The 14,268-nt window shown below is 66.7% G+C and carries 17 protein-coding genes and 1 pseudogene; 14 read left to right on the top strand and 4 right to left on the bottom strand.

The window, feature by feature from the left end:
- Positions 1-70 precede the first annotated feature (70 nt).
- From A5698_RS12715 to A5698_RS12700, 4 genes are read left to right on the top strand one after another with little or no spacing between them, the layout of a single operon-like run.
- On the top strand, positions 71-1,165 hold the full coding sequence (locus A5698_RS12715; protein WP_068297108.1) for an amidohydrolase family protein: 1,095 nt from the start codon (positions 71-73) through the stop codon (positions 1,163-1,165).
- Positions 1,166-1,202: 37 nt separating this feature from the next.
- Positions 1,203-2,345: an amidohydrolase family protein gene (locus A5698_RS12710; RefSeq protein WP_067289893.1), complete on the top strand. Its 1,143-nt coding sequence runs from the start codon at positions 1,203-1,205 to the stop codon at positions 2,343-2,345.
- 4 nt (positions 2,346-2,349) lie between these two features.
- On the top strand, positions 2,350-2,778 hold the full coding sequence (locus A5698_RS12705; RefSeq protein ID WP_068297105.1) for a Rieske (2Fe-2S) protein: 429 nt from the start codon (positions 2,350-2,352) through the stop codon (positions 2,776-2,778).
- Positions 2,775-3,683 (top strand): alpha/beta fold hydrolase, encoded by a 909-nt coding sequence (locus tag A5698_RS12700; RefSeq protein ID WP_068297100.1) that lies wholly within the window; start codon positions 2,775-2,777, stop codon positions 3,681-3,683. Before A5698_RS12705 ends, A5698_RS12700 begins: the two co-directional genes overlap by 4 nt.
- Positions 3,684-3,723: 40 nt before the next feature.
- Here A5698_RS12700 and A5698_RS12695 read toward each other — a convergent pair whose 3' ends face one another.
- On the bottom strand, positions 3,724-4,197 hold the full coding sequence (locus tag A5698_RS12695; RefSeq protein ID WP_068297097.1) for a hypothetical protein: 474 nt from the start codon (positions 4,195-4,197) through the stop codon (positions 3,724-3,726).
- Between the two features lie 36 nt (positions 4,198-4,233).
- Here A5698_RS12695 and A5698_RS12690 point away from each other — a divergent pair, with 36 nt between their 5' ends.
- The 10 genes from A5698_RS12690 to A5698_RS12645 all read left to right on the top strand — a co-directional run bounded on the left by A5698_RS12690 (position 4,234) and on the right by A5698_RS12645 (position 13,514).
- Complete coding sequence (locus A5698_RS12690; protein ID WP_068297094.1) at positions 4,234-5,535, top strand: NADH-ubiquinone oxidoreductase-F iron-sulfur binding region domain-containing protein; 1,302 nt, start codon at positions 4,234-4,236, stop codon at positions 5,533-5,535.
- The gene (locus A5698_RS12685) at positions 5,532-5,843 is read left to right on the top strand and encodes a ferredoxin (RefSeq protein ID WP_067082878.1); all 312 of its coding nucleotides are present in this window, start codon (positions 5,532-5,534) and stop codon (positions 5,841-5,843) included. The genes A5698_RS12690 and A5698_RS12685 overlap by 4 nt, the downstream gene beginning before the upstream one ends.
- The gene (locus A5698_RS12680) at positions 5,840-7,483 is read left to right on the top strand and encodes a thiolase C-terminal domain-containing protein (RefSeq protein WP_068297091.1); all 1,644 of its coding nucleotides are present in this window, start codon (positions 5,840-5,842) and stop codon (positions 7,481-7,483) included. The genes A5698_RS12685 and A5698_RS12680 overlap by 4 nt, the downstream gene beginning before the upstream one ends.
- A gap of 44 nt (positions 7,484-7,527) precedes the next feature.
- Positions 7,528-8,382, top strand: a complete 855-nt coding sequence (locus A5698_RS12675; protein WP_068297138.1) for an alpha/beta hydrolase — start codon at positions 7,528-7,530, stop codon at positions 8,380-8,382.
- Entirely contained in the window at positions 8,382-9,200 is an 819-nt protein-coding gene (locus tag A5698_RS12670) for an NAD(P)-dependent oxidoreductase (RefSeq protein ID WP_068297088.1), read from the top strand. Before A5698_RS12675 ends, A5698_RS12670 begins: the two co-directional genes overlap by 1 nt.
- Entirely contained in the window at positions 9,197-9,991 is a 795-nt protein-coding gene (locus A5698_RS12665; RefSeq protein WP_068297085.1) for an NAD(P)-dependent oxidoreductase, read from the top strand. The genes A5698_RS12670 and A5698_RS12665 overlap by 4 nt, the downstream gene beginning before the upstream one ends.
- A 113-nt stretch (positions 9,992-10,104) precedes the next feature.
- Positions 10,105-11,307 (top strand): cytochrome P450, encoded by a 1,203-nt coding sequence (locus tag A5698_RS12660; RefSeq protein WP_068297082.1) that lies wholly within the window; start codon positions 10,105-10,107, stop codon positions 11,305-11,307.
- A gap of 28 nt (positions 11,308-11,335) precedes the next feature.
- Positions 11,336-11,536 (top strand): ferredoxin, encoded by a 201-nt coding sequence (locus A5698_RS12655; RefSeq protein WP_067082893.1) that lies wholly within the window; start codon positions 11,336-11,338, stop codon positions 11,534-11,536.
- Complete coding sequence (locus A5698_RS12650) at positions 11,533-12,738, top strand: cytochrome P450 (RefSeq protein ID WP_068297080.1); 1,206 nt, start codon at positions 11,533-11,535, stop codon at positions 12,736-12,738. The genes A5698_RS12655 and A5698_RS12650 overlap by 4 nt, the downstream gene beginning before the upstream one ends.
- On the top strand, positions 12,738-13,514 hold the full coding sequence (locus A5698_RS12645; protein ID WP_068297077.1) for an alpha/beta fold hydrolase: 777 nt from the start codon (positions 12,738-12,740) through the stop codon (positions 13,512-13,514). Before A5698_RS12650 ends, A5698_RS12645 begins: the two co-directional genes overlap by 1 nt.
- A 101-nt stretch (positions 13,515-13,615) precedes the next feature.
- Here the strand turns inward: A5698_RS12645 and A5698_RS12640 are convergent, their stop codons facing one another.
- The 3 genes and pseudogenes from A5698_RS12640 to A5698_RS28595 all read right to left on the bottom strand — a co-directional run.
- Positions 13,616-13,903: a DUF1330 domain-containing protein gene (locus A5698_RS12640; protein ID WP_068297075.1), complete on the bottom strand. Its 288-nt coding sequence runs from the start codon at positions 13,901-13,903 to the stop codon at positions 13,616-13,618.
- A 17-nt stretch (positions 13,904-13,920) separates the two neighbouring features.
- Positions 13,921-14,112, bottom strand: a complete 192-nt coding sequence (locus tag A5698_RS12635; RefSeq protein ID WP_064350274.1) for a ferredoxin — start codon at positions 14,110-14,112, stop codon at positions 13,921-13,923.
- Positions 14,109-14,268, bottom strand: a pseudogene (locus A5698_RS28595) (cytochrome P450); the annotation flags it as partial. The gene A5698_RS12635 and the pseudogene A5698_RS28595, both read right to left, overlap by 4 nt.

Here is a 14,268-nt window from a genome sequence, read left to right as displayed (position 1 = left end):
TGTTCGGCGCTCGCGCAGCGCTCTTCTGCGCCTGCCGACGGCCGGATGACACGGAGGAACAGCCTTGGTGATGCAGATTCAGGACGGGACCCCGTCTGGTTTCACGACGCCCGTCATCGATGCCAGCGTGCACATCTTCAGCAAGTCGAACAAGGACTTCCGCAGCTTCCTTCGCGAGCCGTTCAAGAGCCGCGGATTCCCCGACTACGAGATGGACTGGTACGGCGCCCCTGGCGGCGAATACGCCCCCGGCACCGACGGCGACCGCCGCTACCCCGGCTCGGACCCCGAGTTCGTCGGGCAGCAGCTGTTCGACGAGCGCGGCGTCGACGTCGCAATCCTGCATCCGATGACCCGCGGCATCATGCCGGACCGCCATCTGGGCACCGCGATCGCAGCGGCGCACAACGAGATGATGGTGACCCGCTGGCTCGAGGACAACCCGTACGCCGACCGGTTCCGTGGGACCATCCGAATCAACCCCGATGACATCCCCGGCTCCTTGCGTGAGATCGCGAAGTACACCGACCATCCCCGGGTGGTGCAGATCGGCGTGCCGCTGCAGTCCCGCGAGTTGTACGGAAAGCCGCAGTTCTGGCCCCTGTGGGAGGCCGCCAACGAGGCGAACCTGCCTGTTGCGGTGCACATCGAGGTAGGTGCGGGGATCCAGTTCGCGCCGACGCCGTCCGGCGTGCCGAGGACGTACGAGAACTACGTCAGCTTCATGGCGCTGAACTACCTGTATCACCTGATGAACCTCATCGTCGAAGGGGTATTCGAACGGATGCCCACGCTGAAGTTCGTCTGGGCCGACGGTGCGGCCGACCTGCTGACCCCGTTCATCTGGCGGATGGACTGCTTCGGGCGCCCGCATCTGGAGCAGACGCCGTGGGCGCCGCGGATGCCCAGCGACTATCTGCCCGGTCACACGTACTTCGTGCAAGGTGCGATGGATGGGCCCGGCGATGTGGACTACGCCGGTGAGTGGTTGAGCTTCACCGGCAAAGAGGACATGGTGATGTACGGGTCGAGTTATCCGCACTGGCAGCTCAACGATCTGAAAGTGCCCGCCGCGTACAACGACGAGCAGCGCGAGAAACTGTGCTGGCGCAATGCCGCCGACCTCTACGGCATCGACGTCGGGGCCGGGGTCGGCGCACAGTGATCATGGCCGGCAAGCTTTCGAAAGGCAGGAGACCACGATGACGGTGACAGTGACAGAGCGGAAGCCGGCGGCCGAGCGCGTCGCGGTGCGCTGCGTCGACTCCGACGTCCATCCGACGCCCCGAGCCGGCGAGTTGACGCCATACATCCCGGAGCCGTGGCGCAGCAAGTACTTCCTGACCCGGCGAATCGGCGACCAGATCTACTACGACGCGCCGGACTACGCGCACGCCTACGCCATGCGGGTCGATACGTTCCCGTCGGACGGCAACTTCGCGGGCAGTGATCCGGATCTGGCGTTCAAGCAGCTGATCATGGAGGCGGGCGCCGACATCGCCATCCTCGAGCCCGCCGCGTATCCGGCCCGCTTCCCCGAGGTCAACCACGCGATGAGCGTCGCGCTCAACGACTGGCAGGCCAACCACTGGCTGGACAGCAAGAACAACTGGCACGAGCGGTGGCGCGGATCGATCTGCGTGGCCATCGAGGCGCCGGAGGATTCGGCTCGCGAGATCGAGCGCTGGGCGGGCCACCCCTACATGGGCCAGATCCTGATCAAGGCCGAGCCCCGCCCGGCCTGGGGCGACCCGAAGTACAACCCGATCTGGGAGGCGGCGACCAAGAACGACATCACGGTCAGCTGTCACCTGTCGCGAAGCCACCACGAGGAACTGCCGATCCCGCCGGTCGGATTCCCCAGCTACAACCACGATTTCATGGTCACCTACTCGCTGCTGGCGGCGAACCAGGTGATGAGCATGATCTTCGACGGCCTCTTCGACCGGTTCCCGACATTGCGAATCGTGTTGGTGGAGCACGCTTTCACATGGATCCTGCCGTTGATGTGGCGGATGGACGCCATCTACGAGGCCCGCAAGTCGTGGGTGGACATCAAGCGCAAACCGTCCGAGTACGTCAAGGACCACATCAAGTTCACCACCCAGCCGTTGGATTACCCCGAGGACAAGACGGAGCTCTCGCGTGCGTTCGAGTGGATGGAGTGCGAGAAGATCCTGCTGTACTCGTCGGACTACCCGCACTGGACGTTCGACGACCCGCGCTGGCTGGTCAAGCATCTGCCCGAGCACGCCCGCGAAGCGGTGATGTTCCGCAACGGCATCGCGACCTACCACCTTCCCGACACGGTTCCGGCCCTCGAGGGCCAGGTGCGGGTGTTCTGAGTAGATGAGCACGGAGAGCACGAGCGAAGCGAGCAGAGAAATAGCCGAAGAGCAGAAGACGCCCCGCCTGGCCCAGGGGCGTGAACACGTGGTGGCCACGGTCGACGAAATCCCGCCGGGCAAGCACAAACTCGTGCCGATCGGACGCCACGGCGTCGGGGTGTACAACGTCAACGGCACGTTCTACGCGATCGCCAACTACTGCCCGCACGAGGGTGGGCCTCTGTGCTCCGGGCGGGCCCGCGGTCGCACGATCGTCGACGAAAGCGTCCCCGGTGACTCGGTGATGGTTCGCGATATGGAGTACATCTACTGCCCTTGGCACCAGTGGGGTTTCGAACTGGCCACCGGCACGACGGCGGTCAAGCCGGAGTGGTCGATCCGGACCTACCCCGTACGGGTGGTCGGCAACGAGGTGTTGGTGCAGGCATGAGCGCGCCGGAGAAGCTCGGCCCCAAGCTCAAGCGGGGCGAGAAGATGATGGAGATCAACGGCGGCAACGTCGTCTACGAGATCCTCGGCAAGGAAGGCGATTTCATCGCGTTGACGCCGGGCGGGCGGTTCAGCAAGGACATCGACGGCCTTCGACCGCTGGCACAGGAACTCGTCAAGGGCGGATACCGGGTCCTGCTGTGGGACCGGCCGAACTGCGGCAAGTCCGACGTGCAGTTCTACGGCCAGAGCGAATCGCATATGCGCGCCGAGACGCTGCACGCGTTGATCACCGGGCTCGACATCGGTCCGTGCATCATCGCGGGCGGATCCGGTGGGGCCCGCGACTCGATGCTGACCACCATGCTGTACCCGGAAATCGCGCGAAAGCTGGTGGTGTGGAACATCGTCGGCGGCGTGTACGGCTCATTCGTGCTGGGCTCGTACTACATCGTGCCCAGCATCCTGGCCGTGCGCGGTGCGGGGATGAAGGCGGTCGCCGCGGTCGATGAATGGAAGCAGCGCATCGAGGAGAACCCCGCCAACCGCGAACGGATCCTCAGCCAGGACCCCGACGCGTTCCTCAAGCTGATGCTGCGTTGGCTCAACGCGTTCGTGCCGAAACCCGGCCAGACCATCCCCGGTGTTGAGGACGAGATGTTCGACAACATCAAGGTCCCGACGCTGATCATCCGCGGTGGTGAAAACGATCTGGACCACCCGAAGCGAACCTCGCTGGAGGTCAGCTGTCTGATCAAGGGTTCGCAACTGATCGATCCACCCTGGCCCGAGGATGCGTGGGAGCGCGCCGGCGAGGCACGCGCTTCCGGGAAGATCAAGCGGTTCAACATGTTCGATACGTGGGTGCAGGCCGCGCCCGCGATCCTGAAGTTCCTGGACAGTTGATGGACGGCTCCCCGGCGATCGCGTGGTCCCTCGCTCCGGCTCAGGTGATGCGGATGTGGACCTCGCAGTTGAGCGAGGCCTCCAACGCGGTGTGGACCCGGCTCTCGGGCACGCGTTCGAGGTCGGCTCTGCGCAGCGTCACGTACACCACGTCCCAGCCGTCGTCGCCGGATTTGCGTTCGATCTCGCCGGTGAGCCCGAGGCCGGCCAGCACGCCGTGGGCGTCGTCGTCGGTACCGCGGCTGATGAACGTCAGCACTCCGGGCACAGGCGTGGTGCCGAATGCCTTCCCGCACAGCTCGATCGCGACGCGACGGAGTTCGTCGGGATCGTCCCCGGCAATCAACAACTCGACCTCGCGGCGTTGCGCCGGCATCGCGGGCAGGTTGTTGGCCACCACCTCGATCCCGTGGGTGGCCGCAGAATCGCGGAGCCGAGCCATGCCGTCCTCGAGCTGGGCAGGCGCGAGCTCGCCCGCCTTGTCGACACCGACGCGCACGACCGCAGTCCTCATGTCCGTCAGCCTATCCGCGGGCCGGAAGGACCAGCCATGACCTCTACCGCCACCGAACTCGCCGTGACCGCCTGGCCGGATTGCGCACCGCGGCTGTTACGCCCGTCGGAGGCCGGCAGCGAGGACTATGCCGAGTACACCCGCACGGGCGGCTACCGCCCGTTGATCGACGCCGATGCGCTGCTGGAACAGGTCGACCTGTCGGGTCTGCTGGGCCGTGGCGGCGCCGCGTTCCCGATCGGCACCAAGCTGCGCACCGTGCACAACGCCAACCGGCGCGGCTCGGAAACCGTCGTCGTGGCCAACGGCGAGGAGGGTGAACCCGCCTCGGTCAAGGATCGTTGGCTGCTGCGCAACCGGCCCCATCTCGTGCTCGACGGTCTGCGCCTGGCGACGGCTGTCGCCGCTGCCCGACGGGCTTACGTCTACGTCTCCGACGACCAGGCGGCGACCGCTGTCAGCGCAGCGTTGAGCGAGGTACCTGCGGAGGCCTTCGGCGGCACCGAGATCACCCTCGTCACAGTCGAACCCGGCTACGTCGCAGGCGAGGAGACCGCCGCGGTCCGGCGCATCAACGGCGGCCCCGCCAAACCCACCGACAAACCCCCGCGGCCCTTCGAGGAGGGCGTCGACGGGCTGCCGACGATGGTCAGCAACGTCGAGACGCTGGCCAACCTGCCCTACATCCACGAGCACGGCGCCGAGAAGTTCCGGTCGGTCGGCACGCCGATGTCGCCCGGTACGTTCCTGGCGACCATCACCGGCGGCGGCCGTCCTGCGGCGCTGTACGAAATTCCGCATGGCGCAGCATTTTCCGAACTCCTGCAGGTACATGGGCTGGCCAAGGAGGCGGTGACGGGCGTCTTGATGGGCGGCTACTTCGCGGGGCTGGTCAACACCGACATCCTCGATGCGACGCTCGATCACGAGTCGGTCCGACGGCTCGGCAGCGGTCTCGGGTGTGGGGCGATCTCGATCCTCACCGACGACTGCCCCGTCGCGGTGGCCGCGGCGGTGATGTCGTACTTCGACCGGGAGAACGCCGGCCAGTGCGGGTCCTGCTTCAACGGCACGGCCGCGATGGCCGCGGTGACCTCGGCGCTGCGCGACGGTGTGGCCACCCAGGAGGACGTCACCCGGCTCGAACGCTGGTCGGTGGTGCTTCGCGGTCGCGGCGCCTGCGGCACCCTCGATGGCGCCACCAACGTCGCGGCGAGCCTGCTGCGGCAATTCCCCCAGGTGGTGGCTCGCCACCTCGCCAACGACTGCGCGGCCTGTAGCACCGGCGCGTTCGCCGCCGTGCGACCTTACGAAGTGGAGGCAGTGGCTCGATCATGAGTGACGGCTTGCGAATCCGGCTCGACCGGACGCTGTGTGACGGCTTCGGGATCTGCGCCAAACACGCCCCCGAGTACTTCTCGCTCGACGACTGGGGTTACGCGTCCCTGATCGGCGATGGCACGGTCCCCGAGAAGGACAGGGACGCGGTGATGCGCGCGCTGCTGGACTGCCCGGTGCACGCGATCATCTACATGGGCGAACACCGGCCGTCCGGCGACAACGCCGTGCACCAGGAGGCGCATGAGGTACCCGAGCCCGATCCCAATACCGACGGCAGCGAGGCGATCTCGGGATTCGTGCGGTGACCAGACCACTACCTGAGCTGACGGTACTCAACGAGTTCTTCTGGACCGCCGGCGCCGACGGCGTGCTGCGCATCCAGGAATGCCGCGACTGTGAATCGCTGATCCACCCGCCGCAACCGGTGTGCCGCTATTGCCGGGGACGCAACATGGGCGTCCGTGACGTCTCCGGTAAGGCGACGCTGTCGGCGTTCACCGTCAACCACCGGTTCGGCTTTCCGGACCTGCCGCCGCCCTATGTGGTGGCACAGGTGGCCATCGTGGAGGATCCGCGAGTTCGGTTGACCACCAACATCGTTGACTGCGACCCCGACGACCTGAAGCTCGGCCAGCTCGTCGAGGTCAGCTTTCAGCAGATCGACGACGTCTGGCTGCCGGTCTTCAAACCCGGCACCGACGGGCAAAGCGGTCCGGTGGCCGAAGACGAGATCGCGCCGCAGGACTTCGGCCGTCACGTGAGTCAACCGCTGACCCGTCAGCGGTTCGAGGAGCACTCGGCGATCACCGGCATCGGGGCCTCGCGGCTGGGCCGCCGGCTGATGGTGCCGCCGCTGTCGCTGACGATCGAAGCGTGCGAAGCCGCCGTCGCCGATGCGGGATTGACGTTCGACGACATCGACGGCCTGTCGACCTACCCCGGGTTGGACATCGCCGGCATGGGCGAAGGCGGCGTGGCCGCACTCGAGGGCGCCCTCGGCCTCAGGCCGGCGTGGATCAACGGCGGCATGGACACGTTCGGCCCCGGCGGCTCCGTCATCGCCGCGATGATGGCCGTCGCCACCGGTATGGCCCGTCACGTGCTGTGCTTCCGCACGTTGTGGGAGGCGACGTTCCAGCAGCTGATGAAGGAGGGCAAGGCATCACCGCCGGGTGGCGCCCGAACGTCGAGCTGGCAGATGCCCTTCGGCGCGATGTCGGCAGCGCACACGCTGGCGCTGAACGCTCAGCGCCACTTCGAGCGCTACGGCACGACGCGTGAGACGCTCGGCTGGATCGCGCTGAACCAGCGGGCGAACGCGGCGCTGAACCCCACCGCCATCTACCGCGATCCCATGACGATGGACGACTACCTGAACGCGCGGATGATCACCACGCCGTTCGGCCTGTACGACTGCGACGTCCCATGCGATGGCGCCGTTGCGGTCATCGTCTCCGCAGTCGAGACCGCCAAAGACATGCCGCACAAACCGGTGTTGTTCGAGGCCGTCGGCACACAGATCGTCGAACGCACCGACTGGGACCAAAGCACGCTGACCCATGAACCCCAGGTGCTCGGTCAGGCGGCTCACCTGTGGACCCGAACGTCGTTGCGACCCAAGGACGTCGACGTCGCCGAGTTGTACGACGGCTTCTCGTTCAACTGCCTGTCGTGGTTGGAGGCCCTCGGGTTCTGCGGGATCGGCGAGGCCAAGGACTTCCTCGACGGCGGCAAGGCCATCACCCGCGATGGGGTGATTCCGCTGAACACCCACGGCGGTCAGCTGTCGCATGGCCGCACGCACGGAATGGGCCTGATCCACGAGGCGGTCAGCCAGTTGCGCGGCGACGCGGGCGAGCGGCAGGTCAAAGACGCCAAGGTCGCGGTGGTCAGCAGCGGCGGCCTCACCCCGAGCGGGGCCATTCTGATGCGGACGGACGGGTGAGCACCGCCGCGCGACCCCGCGTCGTCCTCGTCGACGGCGTTCCCATGTCGGGCCTGATCGCCGAGGCCGACGACCCGACGGCCGTCGTCGTCGCGTTTCACGGCGGCGCCAGCACGGCAGCGTATTTCGACTGCCCGGGCCATCCCCAGCTGTCGTTGTTGCGCACCGGCCCGAGCCGAGGGATCACCGTGGTGGCGTTGGATCGCCCCGGGTACGGCAGTTCGGCGCCGTATCCGGATGCGATGCACGAGCCCGACCAGCGGGTCGCGCTCGCCTTCGGGGCCGTCGACAAGGTACTTGGTCAAAGTCCCCGTGGCGCAGGGCTGTTCTTGCTCGGCCACTCCGCGGGCTGCGAGCTTGCGGTGCGCATGGCCGCTAGTGACCGGGCCGCAGAGGCCCCCGTGCTCGGTCTCGGCCTCGCAGGCACCGGTCTGCGGTACGCGGACGCCGCCGCCGAGATCCTCAAAACGACGACGGCCACCCGCCGACCGGTAGGACTGCGCGAACTGCTGTGGGAACCCGCGGATGCGTATCCGCCCGAGGTGCTCTCCGGCATCACGAACTCGTCGACGGGCGCGCCGTACGAGTCGGACGTGACGAAAAACTGGCCGCGGCGGAACTTCCCGGCGCTGGCGGCCCGGGTCGAGGTGCCGGTGCAGTTCACCGTCGCCGAACACGAGCGGGTGTGGCGAACCGACCCCGAGGCGCTGGCCGACGTCGCGGCGGCGTTCACCGCGTCGCCCCGCTTCGTACTCAACGAACAGGCCGGCGCCGGTCACAACCTGTCGCTTTCGTTCGCGGCCGCGGAGTACCACGACCGCGTGCTGTCGTTCGTCACCGAATGCGTCGAAATTCAGAAGGCCGACGGAAAGGCCGAGCAGAAAGTGGAGGCGGATTGATGCGCGTCGGATTCATCGGACTGGGCAGCCAGGGTGGGCCGATGGCCCGCCGGATCGTCGAAGGCGGTTTCGAGACCACACTGTGGGCTCGACGGGCTGCGAGCCTCGAACCGTACGCAGGCACGGCCGCCAAGACCGCGGGCACGCCTGCGGAGTTGGCCGCGGGCAGCGACCTGGTCTGCCTCTGTGTGGTCGGCGACGACGACGTGCGCGAGGTGCTCAACGGTGAGTCCGGTGTGCTCGCCGGCCTGGCCTCCGGCGGCGTCATCGCCATTCACAGCACCGTGCACCCCGACACGTGTAAGGAGATTGCCGAAGTCGCTGCCAAACAGGGCGTTTCGGTCATCGATGCACCGGTCAGCGGTGGCGGGCCCGCCGTCGAGGAAGGCAAACTGCTGGTGATGGTGGGCGGCGAGGAGGATGTGGTCGAACGCTGCCGCCCGGTGTTCGCGACCTACGCCGATCCGATCGTGCATCTCGGCCCGCTGGGCAGCGGGCAGGTCACCAAGATCCTCAACAACCTGCTGTTCACCGCCAACCTGGGCAGTGCACTGAGCACACTCGATCTCGGTGAGTCGCTGGGCATTCCGCGTGTGCGCCTGGCCGAGGTGCTCAACGGCGGCTCGGCCACCAGCAAGGCGCTGGGCAGCATTGCGGTATTCGGCGGCACGGTCGAGGGACTCGCACCGATCGCAGGCGCGTTGCTGCAGAAGGACGTTCGGCATGCGGCCAGCATCGCGGCCACCGCGTCGGTGCCGGAGGGTTCGGTGTTCACGGTGGCCGATACGGCGCTGGAGAACATGGATCACCCGCGGTGACGCGAGTCGGCTTCGTCGGGGCGGGGCGCATGGGCGCGCCGATGGTGCGCCGCCTCGTGGAGTCCGGGCACCAGGTGCGCGCGCTCGGGAGAACCGACGAGAAGTGCGCAGCGATCCGTGACATCGGCGCAGAACCCGTCGCCCGTGTTACCGATGTCGCCGACGGCGCCGTCGTCGTCGTCGTCTGTGTGTTCACCGACGAACAGGTTCGGCAGGTGTGCCTGACCGACGGTTTGGCGGCGGCCATTCGCCCCGGGGGCGCGCTGCTGATTCATACGACCGGCAGCCCGGCCACCGCGCGCATGCTGGCGGCCGATTTCCCGGACATCGATGTGGTCGACGCGCCGGTCAGCGGTGGCCCGCACAACATCGCGGCCGGTGAGGTGACGCTGTTCGTCGGCGGCACCGACGAGGCGGTCGACAAGGTGCGTCCGGTGTTGGCAAGTTACGGCGACCCGATCCTGCACGTCGGCGAACTCGGCGCGGGCCAGGCCGTCAAGCTGGTCAACAACAGCCTGTTCGCCGCCCAGATCGGGCTGCTGCAGGTCGCCGTGGACCTCGGCGCCCGGCTCGGCGTTGCCGAGGGCGACCTGCTCAAGTCGCTCACCCACGGCAGCGGATCCAGCCGGGTCGGTGGGTTCATCGCCGGGCGCGGCTCGGTCAGAGGGTTCGTCGCCGACGTCGGCGAGTTCATCGGCAAGGACGTCGCCGTCGTCCGACAGACCGCGAGTGAACTGGGCAGCGACCTCGGCCTGCTGGACGAGGTCATCAATGCAGGAATCCGGCCATAAACAGCGGCGATTCCCCTTACCAGGACGCATCCGGTGAGGCATACTAGAGGCGTTACATTATTGCGCCCTCGCGTAACGGAAGCGGTCGTCAGCCCGCCGCGAAAGAGGAGACCATGACCAAGCCCAAGCTCGTGTTCGACCCCGTGTCGCAGGAGTTCTTCGACAACCCGTACGAGATCTACCAACGGATGCGGGACGAAGCGCCGATCTACTACGACGAGGAAGAAGACTTCTACGCGCTGACCCGGCACGCGGACGTCGCCGCGGCGCTCAAGGACCACGAGTCGTTCTCCTCCTCCCGCGGATGCGACCTGGCCATGGTCCGCAGCGAAGAGGGCCCGCACAAGTCGATCATTTTCATGGATCCGCCCGAGCACCGCCACATGCGCAGCCTGCTCAACAAGGCGTTCACCCCGCGAGCCATCCAGTCGCAGCGCGAGACCATCACCGAACTCGTCGAGCAGTACCTCTCACAGGTCAATCCCGACAATTTCGATGTCGTACAGGATTTCTCGGGTCCGTTCCCGGTCGAGGTGATCACCCGGATGGCCGGGGTGCCTGAGGAGTTCCGTCAACAGGTCCGGCGCTGGATCGACAAGGGTCTCGAGCGCAAACCCGGCCAGCTGGAGCTCTCCGAAGAGAACATGCAGGCCAATATCGACTCGGGCGTGTACTACTACGGGCTGGTGCAGGAGCGGCGGCAGAACCCCCAGGAGGACATGATCGGCCGCCTGATCGCCGCGGAGATTCCCGGCGAGAACGGTGAGATGCGCAAACTCGACGATCTGGAGATCACCGGGTTCCTCGCGCTGCTGGGCGGGGCCGGTGCCGAGACGGTCACCAAGCTCGTCGGCAGCGCGGTGGTGGAGTTCGCCCGTCATCCGGAGCAGTGGCAGATGCTGCTCGACGACCGCAGCCTCGTCCCCGCCGCCGTCGAGGAGCTGCTGCGCTACGTCGGCCCGGTGCAGTACAACGTGCGCTACACGCTCAAAGAGGCCGAGGTGCCCAGCGGCACCATCCCTGCTCACAAGCCGGTGTTCCTGATGAAGGCGGCCGCCAACCGCGACCCGCGTGCCTTCGACAACGCCGAGACGTTCGACATCACCCGGGATCGCACGCAGTCGCCGAATCTCGGTCTCGGCTACGGCATCCACAGCTGCCTGGGCGCCGCGCTGGCCCGGCTGGAGACCACGATCGCGCTCGAGCACCTGCTCGATTTCATGCCGCGCTACGAGGTCGACTTCGACGGCCTGGAGCGCGTGCACATGCAGAACGTGGCCGGATACCACAACGTCCCCGTGAGAGTGCTCAAGTGACCCAGCGAGAAGCGGAGGGGGATCGCATATGACGCAGAAGATCATCGTCGACTTCGGGCTCTGCGAGAGCAACGGGGTGTGCATGGGCATCATCCCCGAGGTGTTCGATCTCGACGACCAGGATTACCTGCACGTCCTGCAGGAAGAAGTGACGCCGGAGAACGAGCAGCAGGTCCGAGAAGCCGTGCGCCAGTGCCCACGTCAGGCCATCTCGATCGAAGACGCATGACGACGTCGAAAGTCGTCTTCGATCCGTTCTCGCAGGAATACTTCGACGGGCCGTGGGGGATCTACCGCCGCCTGCGGGAGGAAGCGCCGGTCTACTACAGCGAGGAGCACGACTTCTACGCGCTGTCGCGCCATGAGGACGTCGCGGCGGCGTACAAGGACTTCGCCACCTATTCCTCGGCGTACGGCCTGGATCTGGCGACGATACGGTCCGATGAACCGATCGTCGCCAAGATGATCATCCTGATGGATCCGCCCGAGCACCGTCACATGCGCAGCCTGGTGAACAAGGTGTTCACGCCTCGTGCGATCGAGGCGATGCGACCGATGGTGACCGACACCATCGACCGCTACATCGCCAAGGCCGACCCCAAGCACTTCGACATCGTCGCCGACTTCTCGGCGTTCTTCCCGGTCGAGGTGATCACCCAGATGCTCGGTGTGCCAGAGCAACACCGCCAGCAGGTCCGGGAGTGGGTGGACACATCACTGCACCGTGAGCCCGGTCAGGTCGACATGTCCGAGGAGGGCATGCAGGCCATCGCCGAGGCCATGGGGCTGTACTACCAGTTGATCCAGGAGCGTCGGGCCCACCCGCAGGACGACATGTTCAGCCGCCTGATCGCCGCGGAGATCACCCGCGAGGACGGCCAGAAGGAGTCGCTCGACGACTTCGAGATTGCGGGATTCGCAACGCTACTCGGAGGGGCCGGCGCCGAGACGGTGACCAAGCTGGTGGGCAACGCGGCGGTGACGTTCGCCCGGCATCCCGAGCAATGGCAGAAGCTGCTCGACGACCGCAGCAAGATTCCCGCCGCGGTGGAGGAACTGTTGCGGTACGAACCGCCGGTGCACTACAACGTGCGGCGGTCGATGCGCGAGGTCACCCTGCACGGTGTGACGATCCCCGAGGGCAAGCCGGTGTTCCTGCTGCAGGCCTCCGCACACCGCGATCCGGAGGCCTTCACCGATCCCGACACGTTCGACATCGACCGCAACCGCACCGAGGCGCAGAATCTCGGCTTCGGGTACGGCATACACAGCTGCCTGGGGGCGGCGTTGGCGCGGATGGAGACGGCGGTCGCGCTGGAGCGGCTGCTCGACCTGATCCCCCACTACGAGGTGCTGTGGGACGACTGCCGGCGGGTGGCGATGCAGAATGTCGCGGGATGGTCGCACGTCCCGGTACGAGTAACGGACTGATGCGATTCGTCTTCGTGCACGGCGGTTTTCACGCCGCGTGGTGCTGGGAGCGCACGATCGACGAGTTGACGGGATTGGGCCACGAGGCGGTCGCGGTGGACCTGCCCGGTCACGGCACACGAGTCGGCGAGGAGTCGACGCTGGCCAACCGCCGCGACGCCATCGTCGCGGCGGTGCGGGCCGGCTCGGACAAGAGCGTGCTGGTCGGCCACTCCGGCGGCGGCTTCGACGCCACGCTGGCCGCCGATGCCGCGCCTGAACTGGTCGCTCACATCATCTATCTCGCGGCGGCGCTCCCCCGCGAAGGTCGCACCTATCCGGAGGCCATGGCGATGCGTGACGACGCCGAGGAACTCGGTGACGACTTCGACGCCGATGTCGGAGAGATGTTGGGCTACCTGAAGTTCGACGCTGACGGTGCGATGTGGTTCGCGGACTTCGAGGGTGCGTGGAAGTACTTCTACCACGACTGCGACGAGTCCACCGCGCGCTGGGCGTTCGAGCGGCTGGGCCCTGAACGGTTCGGCGACACCACCGTGACTCCGGTGTCCGTCCCGCGGTTCTGGGAAGCCGACCTCCCCCGCAGTTTCATTCGCTGCCTACAGGATCAGTCGATGCCGCGCTGGCTCGCCGACACGGTGACGCGTCGCCTCGGCGTCGAGCAGCTGACCATCGACACGTCGCACTCGCCGTTTCTGTCCCGGCCGCGCGAGTTGGCCGAGCTACTGGTGCATGCCACCGCGACGAAGCCGACCGGCCCGCTGGTTTCCGCCTGAAAGTTCTGCTGAGCGTGCGTGTTTGCACACGACACACCGCGCGGTAGCCGCACTTTGTGCACGTTCACGGCCGCGCGAGTGTGCGCATCGGCCGCGCGCGACTATCCCAGCCCGTGCAGGATGACGCCGTTGCAGTCGGCGGCGCCCTGACGCAGCTTCGCCGCGGCCTGGTACTCGTCGGAGTAGTACCACGCCTTTGCCGCTTCCTCGGATTCGAACTCGAGCAGCACGGTCTGCGTACCGTGCCAGGTGCCCTCGATCACCTCGGCCTTCTGGTCGAACGCCAGCAGGTTCGCGCTCGCCATCGTCTGGCTGGCCACCTTGCCGTACTCCGCCATACCCTCGGGATCCTTGACGTCCTCGGTGATGAGGATGTACGCCTTCGCCATTCGAGTCTCCTTCTTTGTCAGTCGATCTCGCGGATCGCGCGTTCGGGGCAGTTTGCGATCGCGTCGCGCGCCGCGGACTCCAGCTCGGCGGGAACCTCCTCCGGGTTCGCCACCGCCCAGCCGTCGTCGTTGAGTTCGAACACCTCAGGGCACAACGTCAGGCACATTCCGTGGCCCGCACAGCGGTCTTCGTCGACGGTGACCTTCATCGGGCATCACCCGAGACCGCGTCGAACTCCAGATGCAACTCGGTCAACCCGCGCAAAATGTAGGTCGGGATGTAGTTGTAGCGACGCTCTCCCCGCGGGCCGTGATGCGCTTCGCTGATGCGAATGTCGGTGGTGCGGTCCAACAGTCGCTCCAGC

Origin of the sequence: Mycobacterium sp. E136, assembly GCF_001666865.1 — a bacterium.
Classification (GTDB): Bacteria; Actinomycetota; Actinomycetes; order Mycobacteriales; family Mycobacteriaceae; genus Mycobacterium.
This window is presented reverse-complemented; position numbering and strand designations above follow the sequence as displayed.